The organism is Acidovorax sp. GW835-FHT14G06, from assembly GCF_058793595.1.
Map to the genome: position 1 here is coordinate 291,948 of NZ_JBXAGA010000003.1, position 16,406 is coordinate 308,353.

Genomic DNA, 16,406 nt, shown 5'->3' on the forward strand with positions numbered 1-16,406 from the left:
GGTGAAGGCATGTGAGAATCTGATGGTTCATCCTCTGGCAGGCTGGGCATCAGAAGAAATTTAAGGTTGATTGCCCTCGGCAATTGACCTGTGTAGGGGAGTCGCCAAGCTGGTTAAGGCACCGGATTTTGATTCCGGCATGCGAAGGTTCGAATCCTTCTTCCCCTGCCAAACGCTTTCCGCGTACGGGCTTTTTTTTCAGACTGCTGGGACGCTCATGCAAGCCAACCACCCCGACTTCATGGTTTTCACCGGCAATGCCAATCCTGGCATGGCAGCTGAAATTGCCCAACACCTCGGCACCACCCTCGGTGCAGCCGATGTGGGTCGCTTTTCTGACGGTGAAGTCACCGTCGAAATCAAACAAAACGTGCGCGCACGTGATGTTTTCGTGGTGCAGTCCACCTGCGCACCCACCAACGAAAACCTCATGGAACTGCTGATCATGGTCGATGCGCTCAAGCGCGCGTCGGCTGAGCGGATCAGCGCCGTGATTCCTTATTTCGGTTACGCCCGCCAGGACCGCCGCCCCCGCTCTACCCGTGTGCCCATCACGGCCAAGGTGGTGGCCAACATGCTGCAAGCCGTGGGCGTGGCCCGAGTGCTGACCATGGACCTGCACGCTGACCAGATCCAGGGCTTCTTCGATATTCCCGTGGACAACATCTATGCGTCGCCGGTGCTGCTGGGCGACCTGCGCCAGAAGAACTACGAAGACCTGATCGTCGTCTCCCCCGACGTGGGCGGCGTGGTGCGCGCACGCGCCCTGGCCAAGCAACTGAACTGTGATCTGGCCATCATCGACAAGCGCCGTCCCAAGGCCAACGTGTCGGAAGTGATGCACGTGATCGGCGAGATCGAAGGCCGCAACTGCGTGATCATGGACGACATGATCGACACCGCAGGTACACTGGTAAAGGCGGCCGAGGTGCTCAAGGAGCGCGGCGCCAAGAAGGTGTACGCCTACTGCACACACCCCATTTTCTCGGGTCCTGCCATCGAACGCATCGCCAAGGGCACAGCCCTCGATGAAGTCGTGGTGACCAATACCATCCCGCTGAGCGACAACGCCAAGGGATGTTCCAAGATTCGCCAACTCTCCGTGGCCCCGCTGATCGCCGAAACGATCCAGCGCATTGCCAAGGGTGAGTCGGTCATGAGTCTGTTCTCGGACCAGGACAACCTGTTCTGACACGCTCCCCCGGGAGCGTTGCAGTCGGATTGCACGCAGGCCTCCTTCGGGAGGCTTGTCTGTTCGAGAGCAATGCGCAGGCCTGCCGCCATGAAGGCGTCACAGGTCTTTTTTAATCGGGGTACGACTGGTCGCGGTCTACCCTTTTCAGGAGCTAACTATGAACTTCGTCGCTTTTGAGCGCGCCAAGCAGGGTACGGGTGCGAGCCGCCGTCTGCGTAATTCGGGCAAGACGCCTGGCATCGTGTACGGTGGTGCTACCGAGCCGCAACTGATCGAGGTGGACCACAACGCACTGTGGCACGCCCTCAAGAAGGAAGCGTTCCACTCCAGCGTGCTGGACATGGAAGTGGCTGGCGCCACGTCCAAGGTCGTGCTGCGTGACGTGCAATACCACCCCTACAAGCAACTCGTGCTGCACATCGACTTCCAGCGCGTGGACGACAAGACCAAGCTGCACCTGAAGGTGCCACTGCACTACAGCGGTGCAGAAGAGTCCAACGCCGTCAAGGTGGACAAGTGCATGGTCAACCCGATCGTGAACGAACTGGACGTGACCTGCATGCCTTCGGACCTGCCCGAATTCATCGCTGTGGACCTGTCCAAGCTGGAAAAGGGTGCTTCCCTGCACCTGAAGGACATCAAGCTGCCCAAGGGCGTGGTGGCCAAGGTCCGTGGTGGCCAGAACAACAACCCCGTGCTGGTGTCCGTGGTGCCTCCAGTCGTGGTCGTCGAGACCCCTGCTGAAGCCGCTCCTGCTGCCGATGCCAAGGGCAAGGGCAAGGGCAAGAAGTAATTCGCCGGTCAACGACCTCGATCACTTCCCCCGGTCAACCCGCTTTGCGGTGTTGACCACGAAACGGCCCACCTTGCGTGGGCCGTTTTCATTGGTGTGGCGCACTTTGCACGCCGCACCTCTCTCTCGCCGACTGCATCCTCATGCAGCGGCAGCAATGCCGATGGCCTTTCCCCACCCCAGCCACCGATAATCCCGCACATGATCAAGCTGTTTGTAGGCCTGGGAAACCCCGGGCCAGACTACGAAGACACGCGGCACAACGCCGGCTTCTGGTGGATTGATGCCCTGGCGCGCGAACTCAAGACCACGCTGGTGCCCGAGCGCAGTTACCACGGCCTGGTGGCACGCACCACGGTGCACGGCCAGAACGTGTGGCTGCTGGAGCCGCAGACCTTTATGAACCTCTCGGGCAAGTCGGTGGCTTCGCTGGCGCGCTTTTTCAAGATCCTGCCCGAGGAAATCCTGGTGGTGCACGACGAACTGGACATTGCACCGGGCCAGGTCAAGCTCAAGCGCGGCGGCAGCCATGCCGGGCACAACGGCCTGCGTGACATCCACGGACAGCTGGGATCGCCCGACTACTGGCGCCTGCGCATCGGCATCGGCCATCCGGGCGTCAAAAGCGAAGTCGCCAACTGGGTGCTCAAGAAACCGTCGCCAGACCAGCGCACGCTGATCGAGGACAGCATCGCCCACTCGCTCAAGGCCTACCCCGCTCTGTTGGCGGGGGACATGGAAAAGGCCACGCTGCTCATCCACACCACCAAACCGCCCCGCCCCAAGCCCCCTCGGCCTGTGGAGAACTGAAGGGTCACAAGTCCGTCCAGCCGTTGCGCAGCGATAATGCTATCTATTCAATAGCACTTAAGGCATGACCCACTAGCGCAAGCGGTAGATTTATCTCAAATTACGTCGGCGTGGACGCCTGCAGCCGCTGGAACTTCTGCCACAGGGTTTCGCGGCTTTCCACGTGCTGCGGGTTCACAGGAATGCAGGCTACAGGGCAGACCTGCACACACTGGGGCTCGTCGAAATGCCCCACACATTCAGTGCACTTGTTCGGGTCGATTTCGTAGATCTCCTGCCCCAGGTAGATCGCCTGGTTGGGGCATTCGGGCTCGCACACATCGCAGTTGATGCACTCGTCCGTGATCATCAGCGCCATACAGCCTCCCAGTGCACGGGGCCAAAAACAGGGGCAACGGAGCGAGCGGCGCAGTTCATGCTCCGTATTATCCCGCGCCGGTGGCATGTGCCTTGCGTGCCACACTGCAACCCACCACCGCTGACGGGGACGTTTTTACCGTTATGCTGTGTATACACATTAATTTTGACGCCCCTGCGTCTGACCCACCTGCCAACGCACCCCACCCATGGGCCTGTTTTTTCTCAAGCGGTTTGTCACCCTCCTGGCCACGTTGATTGGCGCCTCCATCGTCGTGTTCCTGGTGCTGGAAATCCTGCCGGGCAATGCCGCGCAGATTCTGATGGGTCCCGATGCCTCTCCCGATGCGGTGGCGGCTCTGGCCACCAAGCTGGGTCTGGACCAGCCCGCCAGCCTGCGCTACTGGCAATGGGTGAGCGGCCTGGTGGTGGGCAACATGGGCGACAGCTACGCCTACAGCTCGCCCGTGCTCGACCTGGTGCTGGAGCGCCTGGCACTTACCGTGCCGTTGGCCCTGATGGCCATGGTGATCACCACGGTGCTGGCATTGGCCGCCGGTGTGTACGCCGCGGCGCGCCACAACAAGCTGGGTGACGTGGGCGTGATGGGCTTGGCGCAGATCGGCATTGCCATCCCCAACTTCTGGTTCGCCATCCTGCTGATCCTGCTGTTCTCGGTGAAGCTGCAGTGGTTCTCGGCCGGCGGCTTTCCGGGCTGGACTGAAGACGCTGGCGGCAGCCCGCTAGAAGCCCTCAAAGCCCTGCTGCTGCCCGCCATTGCGCTGGCCGTGGTGCAGGCTGCCATCCTGGCGCGCATCACCCGCTCGGCCGTGCTGGAGGTGCTGCGTGAAGACTTTGTACGCACGGCCCGCGCCAAAGGTCTCACGCAGCGCGCAGCGCTGTGGGGCCATGTGCTGCGCAATGCCATGATCCCGGTGGTCACCGTGATGGGGCTGCAGTTTGCCAACCTGCTGGCGGGCACCATCGTGGTCGAGAACGTGTTCTATCTGCCCGGCCTCGGGCGCCTGATCTTCCAGTCCATCTCCAACCGCGACCTGATCGTGGTGCGCAACTGCGTGATGCTGCTCGCCGCCATGGTGGTGATCGTGAACTTCGTCGTGGACATCCTCTACGCCGTGATCGACCCCCGCGTGAAGGCTTCCGACATCTGATCCCCATGAGCGCCGCTGTATCCCCCCCCTCCTCTTCCACGCCCTCCGCCCCCGGCTGGCTGCACCGCGCGCTGCGCCACCGCAGTTTTGTCATCGGCGCCGTGTTGTCGGCGCTGCTGATCCTTGCTGCGCTGCTCTCCTTTGTCTGGACGCCTTGGTCGCCCTACGAGATGGACTTGGCCAACAAGCTGGCGAGTCCCTCCGGCACCCACTGGCTGGGCACCGATGCCTTTGGCCGTGATGTGGCCTCGCTGCTGCTGGTAGGCGCCCGCAACTCCATCCTGGTGGGCGTGATCGCGGTGGGCATCGGCCTCACCATCGGCACGGCCCTGGGCCTGCTGGCCGCCGCCAAGCGCGGCTGGGTGGAAGAGCTGATCATGCGGCTGGCAGACTTCACTTTCGCCTTCCCCGCCATCCTCTCAGCCATCATGATGACGGCGGTGTTCGGTGCAGGCATTGTGAATTCCATCATCGCCATCGGCATCTTCAACATCCCGACGTTCGCACGCGTCACGCGCGCATCGGCCAATGCCGTGTGGTCGCGCGAATACATCCTGGCCTCACGCGCCTGCGGCAAAGGCAGCTGGCGCATCACGATCGAGCATGTGCTGCCCAACATCCTGTCGGTGCTCATCGTGCAAGCCACCATCCAATTCGCCATCGCCATCCTGGCCGAGGCCGCCCTGTCGTACCTGGGCCTGGGCACCCAGCCGCCCCAGCCCTCCTGGGGCCGCATGCTGAGCGAGGCACAGACGCTAATGTTCCAGGCCCCGCTGCTGGCGGTGTGGCCCGGCATGGCGATTGCGCTGGCCGTGCTGGGGCTGAATCTGCTGGGCGACGGGCTGCGCGATTTGCTCGATCCCCGCCTCTCCCGCAAACGCTGACAGCTCCGCACCGAAGACCACCTGCATTCCACGATGTCTCTGTTAGAAGTCTCCAACCTCCGCATCCGCCTGCAGACGCACCGGGGCCCCGCCGATGCCGTGCGCGGCGTGAGCTTTTCGCTGGCGCGCGGTGAAACCCTGGGCCTGATCGGTGAATCAGGCTGTGGCAAGTCCATTACCGCCATGTCGCTCATGGGCCTGCTGCCCGAGAGTGCACAGGTCACCGGCAGCATCCGCTTTGATGGGCAAGAGCTGGTGGGCCGCACCGATGCACAGATGTGCAAGATGCGCGGCAACCGCATTGGCATGGTGTTCCAGGAGCCCATGACGGCCCTGAACCCTGTGCACACCATTGGCCGCCAGGTGGCGGAGCCGCTGCGCCTGCACCGGGGCATGAACGCAGCAGCCGCACGCACCGAAGCGATTGCCTTGCTGGACCGCGTGGGCATCCCCAACGCCGCACAGCGCTTTGACGCCTACCCGCACCAGTTCTCGGGCGGGCAGCGCCAGCGCATCACCATTGCGATGGCGCTGGCCTGCGGGCCCGACCTGCTGATTGCCGACGAGCCCACGACGGCGCTGGACGTGACCATCCAGCAGCAGATCCTGGACCTCATCAGCGACCTGGTGGCCGAGCGCAACATGGCGCTCATCCTCATCTCGCACGACCTGGGGGTGATCTCGCAGAACGTGGACCGCATGATGGTGATGTACGGCGGCAGCGTGGTCGAAAGCGGCTCCACCGCCTCGGTCTTTTCGGCCATGGCGCACCCCTACACACGCGGGCTTTTCGCCGCCCGGCCCCACCTGGGTGCGGTGCACGCGCCCGGCCAGCGCCCTCGCCTCTCCACCATTCCGGGCACGGTGCCCGAACTGGTGGACCTGCCCGCCGGCTGCCCTTTTGCGGGGCGCTGCAACTACACGGTGGATGACTGCCACCACAAACAACCCGAGGCCACGCTGGTGGCCACCGATGCCGACGGCGAGCACTTGGTGCGCTGCCTGCGGCGCGAGGCCATTGCCGAGGCGCAGAGTGCGAGCGTGGTGAACACCATCGAGGTGGCAGCATGACCCAGGCACCCCACACCACCGGCGCGCCAACCACCGCGCCGCTGCTCCAGGTGACCAACCTGGTGCGCGAATACACACTGCCCCGCGAGCATCTGTTTCGCCCGCCGGGCAAGGTGCATGCGCTCAACGGCGTGAACTTCTCGATTGCCGCAGGCCGCAGCCTCGGCATCGTCGGCGAATCGGGCTCGGGCAAGTCCACCCTGGCACGGCTGGTGATGGCGCTCGATGCACCCACCTCCGGCACAGTGGAGCTGCTGGGCCGCAACCTGCACCAGTTGCCCGCCGAGCAGCTGCGCCAGGCGCGCCGCGATTTTCAGATGGTGTTTCAGGACCCGTACGGATCGCTGGACCCGCGCCAGACCGTGGAGCGCATCGTGACCGAACCACTGCAGGCGCAAGGCCAGACCACGCGCGCCGAGCAGCGCGAGCAGGCCGCCCAGGTGCTGTCGCAAGTGGGCCTGCGCACCAACGACCTGGGCAAGTACCCGCACGAATTCTCTGGCGGCCAGCGCCAGCGCATCGCCATTGCGCGTGCCCTCATCACCCGGCCCCGCCTCATCGTGGCCGACGAGCCTGTGAGCGCACTCGACGTGTCGGTACAGGCCCAGGTGCTGAACCTGATGCAAGACCTGCAGCAGCAGTTCGGCATCACCTACATGCTCATCAGCCATGACCTCGCGGTGGTCAACCACCTGTGCGACGAGGTGGTGGTGCTGTACCAGGGGCGCATCGTGGAGCGTGGCTCGCCGGGCGAGCTGTTCCGCAACGCGCAGCACCCTTACACGCAGTCGCTGGTGGGTGCCGTGCCGCAGGTGCTGCCCGGCCGGGCACGGGCACGCCGTGCAGCTGCCGCCGCTGCAGCGACTGCGGCAACGGCAAAAACCGCATAACCACATGCAGGTGTGATGGTGTAAAAAGCTTCTTTCCTCCCCGGTAACAAATTGCACCGGGGTCTCTATGGTTGTTGTCTGGTTTTTTGTCTGGAGAGTCCGAACATGCTGAACCGCCGTACCGTCCTTGCCACTGGCGCCTTCGCCGCTGTGCCCTTGACCACCTCGCTTGGCGCCCTGGCGCAAGGCCGCAAAGATGCGGTGACGCTGGCGATGACGCTGGAGCCCCCAGGCCTGGACCCCACCGCCGGTGCGGCATCTGCCATCGCCGAAATCGTTCAGTACAACATCTTCGAGACGCTCACCAAGATCAACGCCGACGGCAGCGTATCGCCCCTGCTGGCCGAAAGCTGGGAGGTCTCGCCCGACCTCAAGACCTACACCTTCAAGCTGCGCCGTGGCGTGAAGTTCCAGAACGGTGAGCCCTTCACCGCCGCCGCCGTCAAGTTCTCGTACGACCGCGCGGGCGGCGAGAAAAGCACCAACAAGGACAAGCGCACCTTTGCAGGCATCACCACCCAGGTGGTGGACGACTACACCGTGGTGCTGCTCAACAAGGAGATCGACCCCGACCTGCTGTTCATCTTGGGCCAGGCCACGTCGATCATCGTGGAGCCCAAGAGCGCCGACACCAACGCCAACAAGCCCGTGGGCACCGGCCCCTACCAGCTGCAGGCGTGGAACAAGGGCTCGTCGGTCGTGCTGACCGCGTGGGACGGCTACCGGGATGCCAAGGCCATCAAGATCAAGCGCGCCACCTTCCGCTTCATCTCCGACCCGGCGGCCCAAGTCGCGGCCCTGCTGGCTGGCGACGTGGACGCCTTTCCCCGCGTCACACCGCGCAGCGTGGCGCAGTTCAAGGCCAACCCCAAGTTCCAGGTGGTGGTCAGCGGCTCGCGCGCCAAGACCATTCTGGCCATCAACAACGGCAAGAAGCCGCTGGACGACGTGCGCGTGCGCCGCGCCATCGCTGCCGCCGTGGACCGCAAGGCCGTGATTGAAGGTGCAGGCGACGGCTATGGCGCACCCATCGGCAGCCACTACGTGCCGGGCGCGTTTGGCTACGTGGACACCACGGACGTGAACCCCTACGACCCCGAGAAGGCCAAGAAGCTGCTGGCCGAGGCCGGCATCAAGACACCGCTGGAGCTGACCATGACGCTGCCTCCCACGCCCTACGCACGCCAGGGCGGCGAGGTCATTGCAGCCCAGCTGGCCAAGGTCGGCATCATCGCCAAGATCCAGAACGTGGAATGGGCGCAGTGGCTCAGCGGCACTTACGGCAGCAAGAACTACGACCTGACGGTGATCAGCCACGTGGAGCCGTTCGATCTGGGCAACTTTGCCAAGCCCGACTACTACTGGGCCTACAACTCGCCCAAGTTCAACGACCTGTTCAACCAGATCAAGAACGCCGCCCGCCCCGCCGACCGCGCCAAGCTGCTGGGCGATGCGCAGCGCCTGCTGGCCAACGATGCGGTGCACGCCTTCCTGTACTCCAACCAGTGGATCACGGTGGCCAACAAGAACCTCAAGGGCCTGTGGAAAGACATGCCCGTGTTCGTGAACGACATCTCCGCGCTGTCCTGGTCCTGACAGCCACGCGCCGCAACGCGGCGCGTGCAGGAGTCAACACTCCTAAAAATATAGCTGCCGGCGCTTTATCCACTAGCGCCCGCAGCCTTTTTTATTGATAAACCTCGCTACTGCGACCACCCACCCTGCCATGACCGAACTGCACGACCTGCCCGCCCACGACCTGATTGCCGCCTACCGCCAGCGCAAGCTGTCACCGGTCGAGGTCACGCAGGCCGTGCTGGCCCACATTGAACGGTGGGAGCCCCATATCAAAGCCACCTACCTGCTGCGGCCCGAGGCCGCCCTGGCCCAGGCCCGTGCCTCCGAGGCCCGCTGGCTGCGCGGCGAGCCCTCGGGCGCGCTGGATGGCGTGCCCAGCACCATCAAGGAAAACATCGCCACCGAAGGCGACCCCACCCCGCTGGGCACGGCCGCCGTCGAGCTGGTGCCCGCAGCAACCGATGCGCCACCCGCCGCCCGCATGCGCGAGGCCGGTGCCGTCATCGTCGCCAAGACCACCATGCCCGACTACGGCATGTTGTCCTCGGGCCTGTCCACGTTTCACCCGCTGTCGCGCAACCCCTGGGACGTGAGCAAGGGCCCGGGCGGCTCCAGCGCCGGCGGTGGCGCGGCGGCCGCTGCGGGCTATGGCCCGCTGCACATCGGCACCGACATCGGCGGTTCGCTGCGCCTGCCTGCCAGCTGGTGCGGCATCTTCAGCCTCAAGCCCAGCCTGGGTCGCATCCCGATTGACCCGCCCTACACCGGCCGCGCCGCCGGCCCCATGACCCGCACCGTGGCCGACGCCGCGCTGATGATGCAGGTGCTGAGCCAGCCCGACGCACGCGACAGCATGAGCCTGCCCTACCAGGACATCGCCTGGAGCCAGTTCAACAAGCTGGCCGAGCGCGCGCGCAGCCTGCAAGGCTTGAAGATAGGCCTGCTGCTGGACGCTGGCTGCGGCCTGCCGGTAGAGCCCGAGGTGAAAGCGGCCGTAGAGCGCGCAGCCCAACTCATGGAAGCCGCTGGCGCCACCATCGTGCCCATGGTGCCCTTCATGACCCAGGCCATGCTCGACGGCATGGACCACTTCTGGCGCATGCGCTCCCACATCGACCTGCAGGCCCTGCCTACGGCGCGGCGCGACAAGGTGCTGCCCTACATCCGCACCTGGGCCGACAGTGCCGCCGGCATGAGCGGCACCGAGGTCTTCACCGCCAGCCACCAGTTCCACCTGACACGCGTGGCCGCCGTCAAGGCCTGCAGCGCGTTCGACTATGTGATCTCGCCCGTGGCGCCCAACGTCGCCTTCCAGGCCGAGCTGCCCTCGCCCACCAACGACCCGCTGCGCCCGCTGGAACACATCGGCTTTACCGTGCCATTCAACATGTCCGAGCAACCTGCGGCCTCGGTCAACTGCGGCTACACCCGCGCTGGTTTGCCCATCGGCCTGCAGATTGCGGGCGCACGTTTTGACGACCTGGGCGTGCTGCAGGTGGCGCACGCGTTCGAGTTGATCCGCGAACCCCAGCGGGCATGGCCCCAGCCCCCTGCGGCATAACCCTGCGTGCAGGGTGCGTTGTTGTTGGTAATCTTGGGGGATACGCTCTGACGCTGGCACCACCGCTGGAGCCCCCCACCTTACCAACCACCACATCACCACCGCATGGACATCATCATCCTGGCGATCCTCATCGCCACCGGCACCTTCATGCTCAACGCCAAAGAGCAGCGCAAGCGCATTGCGCTGCTGGGCAAACACCTGGCCAACTACCAGATCGAAAAGCTGATGGAGGCGCTGACCGACGGCTACCTGCGCGCCCTGGGTGAAAGCACCGACGAGCGCCGCAGCCAGATCTGGAGCCTGCTGAGCACCACCGAGTTGCAACTGAGCGAGCAGTTCAGCCGCTTTGCCGCCGACTTTGCTAAGGTGGACGAAGCCCACGCCCGTGTCAGCCGGCTCTCCGTGCCGATCCCGTTTGCCGACAAGCTGCTGCCCGCCATGACCTTTGACGTGCGTCGTGCGCTCGCCATCCACGCGCGCGGCATTGCCCATGTGGTGCAGAACACCAGCCACCTGTCGCCCAAAGACCGCGCCTACATGATGACGGCCGAGCTGTTTCTGATGCAGCACACCTGCCACTGGTACTGCAAGTCCAAAACCGTGGCCAGCGCCCGCATGCTGGCGCGGCACCAGACACCGCACGAACAGCTCGTCGCTTCCGTTTCAGCCGAAACCCGCAACGCCTACCTGACCTTGATCAACGGCGGCTGAGCCCAGCGACCCAACAATGCCCCATGCCATCCTCCACGCACACCCGCATGACCGACAGCCTGGGCAACCCCATCACGCTGCACGACGAGGCCAGCGCGACAGCGCTGAATGACTTTGTAGAAGGCTTCATCGCCTGCGAGGCCCGCGCGGTGAACGTGCTGAACGCGGCGGCCGACACCAGCCCCATCGTTCAGGCCAGCTGCGCGGCGCTGCACATGTTTGCCGAGTCGGCCGACGCTCCGCGCAACGCCCGCCCCTTCATCGACCAGGCCCTGGCCCGTGCTGCAGAGGCTAGCGAGCGTGAGCAACGCTTCGTAGCCGCCATCGCCGCCTGGGTGGATGGCGACCTGCCCCGCGCCATTGCGCTGCACGAAGAGCAAGCCCGCCTGCACCCGCGCGACCTCGCATCCCTCAAGCTCGGCCAATACCATTTGTTCAACCGCGGCGACTCGCCGGGCATGCTGCGCCTGGCGCTGCAGGCCCTGCCCGCAGCGGCCGAGGTGCCCTACCTGCACGGCATGCTCGCCTTTGGCTGGGAGCAATGCCACCGCCTGCAAGAGGCCGAAAGCGCCGCACGCCACGCCATCACCCTGTGCCGCAAAGAACCCTGGGCCCACCACGCGCTGGCCCACGTGATGCTGACGCAGGGCCGCATCCGCGAAGGTACCGACTTCATGGCCAGCGTGAGCGACACCTGGACGGACCTGAATTCCTTCATGGTGACGCACAACTGGTGGCACCAGGCGCTTTTTCTGCTGGAGCAAGACCGGCACGCCGAAGTGCTGACGCTCTACGACAGCCAGGTCTGGGGCGTGGTCAAGGAATACACCCAGGACCAGATCAATGCCGTGTCGCTGCTCGCCCGGCTGGAGCTGGCGGGCGTGGACGTGGGCGACCGCTGGGCTGATGTGGCCAACCACCTCGCGCAACGCCTTGCCGACCATATGCTGCCCTTCCTGGACCTGCAATACCTCTACGGCCTGGCCCGCGCCGGGCGCATGGAGGCCGCGCGCACGCTGCAAAACAACATCACCGCCCACGCCGCCACCCGCACTGAGGCGCAGGAGCGCACCGTGTGGCAGCAAGTGTGTGTGCCTGCCGCCCACGGCCTGCTGGCGCATGCGCAGGGCGACTGGGCTACTGCCGTGGAGAAGCTGGGAGTGGCCCTGCCCCGGCTGGTGGAGATTGGCGGCAGCCATGCGCAGCGGGATCTGTTTCACCAGATCTGGCTGGATGCACTGCAGCGCAATGGGCAGTGGGCGGCGGTGCAGAACGTGTTGCAGCCGTTGGTCAATACGCAGCCGGAATCGAAGAGGCTGGCGCGACAAATGAAGGCAACAGACGAACAACTGGGGCTACCTGATACGTACAAAAAGTCTCCCTCGCCGATCACCAAGTTGCGTCTGAGACTAATGCACGAGGACGCCCTACAGAGACTGATGGACGCTGACTTACTCTACGCGGCTTCAGACGAAGTAAATCGATCTGACTCCTACTACCTGCTGCGCTTACTAAGCCTAGAGCTTTTACTCAAAGTAGTTTTTGAACGAACGCTCAATGAAAATGCGCATGGACAGAAGTATGAGAAGCTGTTCAAACGTTTGCCGAAAGAGATACAAGTTCGCCTACTCTCCCTGGCAGGAGAGCGAATTGGGCCATCTGGCTTAACGAACAACCATCAGAGCGTTTTCAAGGAATGGGGACAGAACTTTGTTGCCCTCCGATATCCATGGGAGCGGTACGAAGGGCTGTCGGAAGAACAATACGTGCAGCGGGGAGAAGAGTGGCTTGCCAAGGGCGCTCCCCTCGCACAAGCCACCATGAGATATCACCCCGAAGAACTCTTTGGGATGCTTTACGCGCTGCGAACCGTAGCAGAGGAGTTGAGCACTTCGTGATTTCTGATGAGCACACCGCTGGATCTAATTCGCGCTAGCTAACCTCACCGCACCACCAACTTCGTCTGGTCATACACCGGCTGCTCCGGCAAATCTGCCAGGTGCCGCACATCGGCCCAGTCCAGCACCTCCACCGCCTCGCCGCTCACCCGCACACGGTTGAGCCCCGCGTTGGGGATGTCGCTCTGGCGCGGGCCATCCAGCCCCGTGCCGCGTGCAGTACGCCAGATCATGTCCAGCACGCCGCCATGGGTGACCACCATCACGGTCTGGCCGCTGTGCTGCTGCGCGATGCGGTACACGGCATCCATCACGCGGGTGTGGAACTGGCGGGTGGTCTCGCCGCCGGGCATGCCGTAGTCGGCTTCAAAACGCAGCCACAGGTTCCATGCGTCGGCGTGTTCCTGCTTGACGTCGTCCACGCGCTTGCCGTCCACCACGCCAAAGTTTTGCTCGCGCAGGGCGCTGTCGGTGAGGGTGTCGATGCGGGCCTGGGGGAACAGCACCTGCAGGCTGGGCGTGGCGGTCTGCTGGGTGCGGATGAGGTCGCTGCAGATGAGGTGGTGCACCACGGGGCGCTCTGCAGCCAGGCGCTCGGCCAGGCGGCGGGCCTGTTCGTGACCAGTGGCGTTGAGGGGCACATCCACGTGGCCCTGGAAGCGCAGTTCGCGGTTCCAGTCGGTCTCGCCGTGGCGGATCAGGATCAATTCAGTCATCTGCGCCATTATCGAATGTACACACAGCATTGCAAGTTTTTTTGGCCGCCACCGCCCGTCCAGCAAGCCTCAATAGCTATTATTTTTATAACAAAACAACGACAGACACTACCGCATGGGCACGATGAGCACTTTGCGGCGCGGCTGGCAGCCGGGGCCTTCGTGGGGGGTGCTGTCCTGCTCCCAGCCGGGGCCGGGCGAGGTTTGCGCGCACACGCGCCGGCCATCGACCAGGCTGCGCCAGTAGTACCAGGGCGCGGGGGCGGCCTGTACCAGCAGCGGGGCCAGCAAGACCAGCGCGAACAAAAGGCGGGGGGCAAAAGGCATGGGCAAACGAAGCATCCAGCGTGTCTCGCCCATCCTACGCAGCCTGCGCCGGGCAGATGCCAAGAAAAACGGTGGAATGGTTGGTCACGGATTTTCAGCCGTGACGATCCAGCCTTCCAGCGGGTCGAGCCCCGGCGGCAGGCCATAGAGCGCATCGCCCTCGGCATGGCGCTGCTCGGCCCAGGCGGCTTGCAGCAGGCACAGTACGGCATCCAGGCTGTCGCCGCTGGCGTCCTGCACCAGCGCATCGCGCTGGGCGTGGCTGAGCTTGAGGCGCAGGCCCAGGCGGGTCTGGCCCAGCTCCAGCGCATTCACCAGGTCTTTGCGGGCGATGAGGCGATCAGGCGTCTGCTTGGCGCGGTCGTCGCTTTTGTAGCTGCGCCGCTGCAGCACCTCGCGCGCCAGCAGGCCGGGGTAGGCCTCCAGCGCCACGCGGTGAGGGTCGCCTGCGTGCAGGCCGGGCAAGTGCACGCCCGCATCCAGCAGCAGCGGCAGGCCCGCGTGCAGCATGTAGGCCACGGGCGGGTTCACCCATTTCATCGAAGGGCTGGAGCCTGCAGGCCCGTCGGTGGCGCGGTGGGCAAATTTGCCCCCCACAGGGCGCGCATCGCAAAACGCCGCAAACTGCGCGCGGATCTGCTCGCGGCTGAGGTGGCGGTAGTGCTGCATGCAGGCCAGCCAGTCGGTGGGCCAGCCCAGCGACTGCACCAGCTCGCGCGGCAGGCCAAGGGGCAGATCGAACCCACCCACCCAGTCGCCGGGCTGGGCCAGCCACTGGCCAAACGCGGCCAGGGTGTCGAACGGCTGCAGCGCGGTGAGCGACACGCGCACGCCTTGGCGCTGGCCCAGCGCCAGCACGACGGGTTTGCGCCGCGTGGGGCTGCTGGAGAAGTCGCAGCCCAGCAGCAGGGTTTGTGGTGCGGCGGTCGTCATCCCAGTGCCAACGCCGTCACACCGGCCGCAATGCACAGCGCGCCAAAAATGCGCGCCACGCGGTCACCCTCGCCCAGCAGGTGCCCACCGATAAGGGCGGCAAACAACATGGACACCTCGCGCGCCGGGGCCACGTGCGACAGGGGCGCCTGCTGCATGGCGTACAACACCAGCACATAGGCCACCGGGCTGACCACCGCCACGGCCAGGGCAAAACGCCACTGGGCCAGCCAGAGCGTGCGGGCCGTGGGCAGGTCGCGCAGCACCACGGGGGCCAGCAGGCCCACGCGCACAAAGTTGCCCATGTAGTCCACAAGAATGGGCGACATCAGCAGAAACTTGACCGCGTAACCATCGACCACCGTGTAGCTGGCAATGAACGCGCCCGTGAGCAAGCCGTACAACATGCCCTTGTGCACACGTGCGCGCGCTGCAGGGTCATGCGCGGCGCGCAGCAGGCCTGGGCCGCCCGCAATCAGGAACACGCCCCCCACCACGCCCACGATGCCCAAGGCACCCAGCGCAGAGATCTGCTCACCCAGCAGCGTGATGGCCACCAGCGACGACAGCAGCGGTCCCGAGCCACGCGCCAGCGGGTAGACCACGGTGAGGTCCGCCACGCGGTAGCCACGCAGCAAGATGACGAAATACGCCACATGCAGCAACCCGCTGGCAGCGACAAAGCCCCACTCCACCACGCCCCACTGCGGCACCGCGTCGCGCCCCAGGTACCAGCCCAGCGGTGCCCAGACGACCATCATGATCACCGAGGTGAAGAACGCAAACCGCGAGTCCCCCCCGGCCTTCTTGGCCACGATGTTCCAGCACGCGTGGATGAGCCCGGCGAGGATGATGAGGGCGAAGGCGGTGAAGGTCACGGGAAAAAAGGAGCGGCTTGAATGCAAAAAGCCGCAGCCCCTGTGGGCTGCGGCTGAAATGGCGAGTTCAGGACAACGACGAAAAGTGGGGTGACTTGCGTAGCGAGCGGCCTCAGCCTGGGTTGAGGAACGCAGCCGCACTCCCGTGCGGCGAGTACCGCAGACCCGGGATCAGGCCGCGCAGTAGCAAAGCGCCCCGCTTTTCAGGCTCTTCCGATGATGGAGGCGGTGGCCATCAGTTCTTCGAGCAGCGCAAAAGACACCTTACCCGACACCGCATATGGGTCCAGCTCGGGCTTTTCGGAATATTTGAGCAAGATGGAGTGGTTGATCTTGGACAGGTTGACCTGCCCCATGGTCCAGCCGCCAAAGCGGCGCTCGGCGATTTCTTCGTAGTGCAGCAGCTCCACGTTCTTGTGGCGCGTGTCCTTCTGGATGTGGCCATACAGCTCGCTCACCGCGGAGCGCCCGCCCTCGATGGCTTGCAGGAACACACCGCCGCCGTAGCACAGCACGCCGGTGATGCCGCTGCCGGGGTTGTGCTGGCGCGACTGCGTCAGGATGGCTTCGATGGCGGCGGGCGAGGTATCGACCGCGCGACTGGCGTAAAGCAGGCGTACCAACATGGG

Annotated in this window: 16 protein-coding genes, 1 tRNA gene and 1 pseudogene; 12 read left to right on the top strand and 6 right to left on the bottom strand. The window is 64.6% G+C overall.

The annotated features are described in order from the left end of the window. The first annotated feature begins 94 nt into the window (after positions 1-94). From AC1Q64_RS06495 to pth, 4 genes are all read left to right on the top strand, one after another. A tRNA-Gln gene (locus tag AC1Q64_RS06495) sits at positions 95-171 on the top strand. A 46-nt stretch (positions 172-217) separates the two neighbouring features. After that, a complete protein-coding gene (locus AC1Q64_RS06500; RefSeq protein WP_056060480.1) occupies positions 218-1,192 on the top strand; it encodes a ribose-phosphate pyrophosphokinase in 975 nt (324 codons plus the stop codon). A gap of 160 nt (positions 1,193-1,352) precedes the next feature. Beyond that, positions 1,353-1,988 carry a 50S ribosomal protein L25/general stress protein Ctc gene (locus AC1Q64_RS06505; protein WP_056060476.1) on the top strand — a complete coding sequence of 212 codons (636 nt, stop codon included), beginning with the start codon at positions 1,353-1,355 and terminating at the stop codon, positions 1,986-1,988. Positions 1,989-2,189: 201 nt separating this feature from the next. Continuing rightward, positions 2,190-2,798 (top strand): aminoacyl-tRNA hydrolase, encoded by a 609-nt coding sequence (gene pth / locus AC1Q64_RS06510; RefSeq protein WP_492250815.1) that lies wholly within the window; start codon positions 2,190-2,192, stop codon positions 2,796-2,798. 100 nt (positions 2,799-2,898) lie between these two features. Here the strand turns inward: pth and AC1Q64_RS06515 are convergent, their stop codons facing one another. Further along, entirely contained in the window at positions 2,899-3,156 is a 258-nt protein-coding gene (locus tag AC1Q64_RS06515) for a YfhL family 4Fe-4S dicluster ferredoxin (RefSeq protein ID WP_056060470.1), read from the bottom strand. 208 nt (positions 3,157-3,364) lie between these two features. Here AC1Q64_RS06515 and AC1Q64_RS06520 point away from each other — a divergent pair, with 208 nt between their 5' ends. The 8 genes and pseudogenes from AC1Q64_RS06520 to AC1Q64_RS06555 all read left to right on the top strand — a co-directional run. After that, positions 3,365-4,327, top strand: coding sequence for an ABC transporter permease (locus tag AC1Q64_RS06520; protein ID WP_056060468.1), 963 nt, complete (start codon positions 3,365-3,367; stop codon positions 4,325-4,327). A gap of 5 nt (positions 4,328-4,332) precedes the next feature. Then, the gene (locus AC1Q64_RS06525; RefSeq protein WP_492250816.1) at positions 4,333-5,211 is read left to right on the top strand and encodes an ABC transporter permease; all 879 of its coding nucleotides are present in this window, start codon (positions 4,333-4,335) and stop codon (positions 5,209-5,211) included. Between the two features lie 33 nt (positions 5,212-5,244). Beyond that, entirely contained in the window at positions 5,245-6,282 is a 1,038-nt protein-coding gene (locus AC1Q64_RS06530; protein ID WP_492250817.1) for an ABC transporter ATP-binding protein, read from the top strand. Further along, on the top strand, positions 6,279-7,172 hold the full coding sequence (locus tag AC1Q64_RS06535) for an ATP-binding cassette domain-containing protein (RefSeq protein WP_492250818.1): 894 nt from the start codon (positions 6,279-6,281) through the stop codon (positions 7,170-7,172). The genes AC1Q64_RS06530 and AC1Q64_RS06535 overlap by 4 nt, the downstream gene beginning before the upstream one ends. Before the next feature lie 105 nt (positions 7,173-7,277). Then, complete coding sequence (locus AC1Q64_RS06540; protein WP_492250819.1) at positions 7,278-8,768, top strand: ABC transporter substrate-binding protein; 1,491 nt, start codon at positions 7,278-7,280, stop codon at positions 8,766-8,768. A 130-nt stretch (positions 8,769-8,898) separates the two neighbouring features. Beyond that, on the top strand, positions 8,899-10,311 hold the full coding sequence (locus AC1Q64_RS06545) for an amidase (protein ID WP_492250820.1): 1,413 nt from the start codon (positions 8,899-8,901) through the stop codon (positions 10,309-10,311). Between the two features lie 105 nt (positions 10,312-10,416). Further along, positions 10,417-11,025: a hypothetical protein gene (locus AC1Q64_RS06550; protein ID WP_309826338.1), complete on the top strand. Its 609-nt coding sequence runs from the start codon at positions 10,417-10,419 to the stop codon at positions 11,023-11,025. 23 nt (positions 11,026-11,048) lie between these two features. Further along, positions 11,049-12,383: pseudogene (locus AC1Q64_RS06555) on the top strand (tetratricopeptide repeat protein); the annotation flags it as partial. A gap of 584 nt (positions 12,384-12,967) precedes the next feature. On the opposite strand, the gene AC1Q64_RS06560 reads toward AC1Q64_RS06555, so the two are convergent. The 5 genes from AC1Q64_RS06560 to AC1Q64_RS06580 form a co-directional block, all read right to left on the bottom strand. Next, positions 12,968-13,639, bottom strand: coding sequence for a histidine phosphatase family protein (locus AC1Q64_RS06560; protein ID WP_492250821.1), 672 nt, complete (start codon positions 13,637-13,639; stop codon positions 12,968-12,970). A 108-nt stretch (positions 13,640-13,747) separates the two neighbouring features. Continuing rightward, the gene (locus AC1Q64_RS06565; RefSeq protein ID WP_492250822.1) at positions 13,748-13,966 is read right to left on the bottom strand and encodes a hypothetical protein; all 219 of its coding nucleotides are present in this window, start codon (positions 13,964-13,966) and stop codon (positions 13,748-13,750) included. Positions 13,967-14,050: 84 nt separating this feature from the next. Beyond that, positions 14,051-14,899, bottom strand: a complete 849-nt coding sequence (locus tag AC1Q64_RS06570) for a DUF429 domain-containing protein (protein WP_492250823.1) — start codon at positions 14,897-14,899, stop codon at positions 14,051-14,053. Beyond that, complete coding sequence (locus AC1Q64_RS06575; protein WP_492250824.1) at positions 14,896-15,777, bottom strand: EamA family transporter; 882 nt, start codon at positions 15,775-15,777, stop codon at positions 14,896-14,898. The genes AC1Q64_RS06570 and AC1Q64_RS06575 overlap by 4 nt, the downstream gene beginning before the upstream one ends. Before the next feature lie 203 nt (positions 15,778-15,980). Then, positions 15,981-16,403 carry a BLUF domain-containing protein gene (locus AC1Q64_RS06580; RefSeq protein ID WP_056060427.1) on the bottom strand — a complete coding sequence of 141 codons (423 nt, stop codon included), beginning with the start codon at positions 16,401-16,403 and terminating at the stop codon, positions 15,981-15,983. Positions 16,404-16,406: the final 3 nt, after the last annotated feature.

Coding starts and splice junctions, on each gene's coding strand:
- AC1Q64_RS06580 (WP_056060427.1), bottom strand. CDS start 16,403: ATGTTGGTACGCCTGCTTTACGCCAGTCGCGCGGTCGATACCTCGCCC.
- AC1Q64_RS06565 (WP_492250822.1), bottom strand. CDS start 13,966: ATGCCTTTTGCCCCCCGCCTTTTGTTCGCGCTGGTCTTGCTGGCCCCG.
- AC1Q64_RS06540 (WP_492250819.1), top strand. CDS start 7,278: ATGCTGAACCGCCGTACCGTCCTTGCCACTGGCGCCTTCGCCGCTGTG.
- AC1Q64_RS06520 (WP_056060468.1), top strand. CDS start 3,365: ATGGGCCTGTTTTTTCTCAAGCGGTTTGTCACCCTCCTGGCCACGTTG.
- AC1Q64_RS06530 (WP_492250817.1), top strand. CDS start 5,245: ATGTCTCTGTTAGAAGTCTCCAACCTCCGCATCCGCCTGCAGACGCAC.
- pth (WP_492250815.1), top strand. CDS start 2,190: ATGATCAAGCTGTTTGTAGGCCTGGGAAACCCCGGGCCAGACTACGAA.
- AC1Q64_RS06500 (WP_056060480.1), top strand. CDS start 218: ATGCAAGCCAACCACCCCGACTTCATGGTTTTCACCGGCAATGCCAAT.
- AC1Q64_RS06515 (WP_056060470.1), bottom strand. CDS start 3,156: ATGGCGCTGATGATCACGGACGAGTGCATCAACTGCGATGTGTGCGAG.
- AC1Q64_RS06550 (WP_309826338.1), top strand. CDS start 10,417: ATGGACATCATCATCCTGGCGATCCTCATCGCCACCGGCACCTTCATG.
- AC1Q64_RS06560 (WP_492250821.1), bottom strand. CDS start 13,639: ATGACTGAATTGATCCTGATCCGCCACGGCGAGACCGACTGGAACCGC.
- AC1Q64_RS06505 (WP_056060476.1), top strand. CDS start 1,353: ATGAACTTCGTCGCTTTTGAGCGCGCCAAGCAGGGTACGGGTGCGAGC.
- AC1Q64_RS06525 (WP_492250816.1), top strand. CDS start 4,333: ATGAGCGCCGCTGTATCCCCCCCCTCCTCTTCCACGCCCTCCGCCCCC.
- AC1Q64_RS06570 (WP_492250823.1), bottom strand. CDS start 14,899: ATGACGACCGCCGCACCACAAACCCTGCTGCTGGGCTGCGACTTCTCC.
- AC1Q64_RS06545 (WP_492250820.1), top strand. CDS start 8,899: ATGACCGAACTGCACGACCTGCCCGCCCACGACCTGATTGCCGCCTAC.
- AC1Q64_RS06535 (WP_492250818.1), top strand. CDS start 6,279: ATGACCCAGGCACCCCACACCACCGGCGCGCCAACCACCGCGCCGCTG.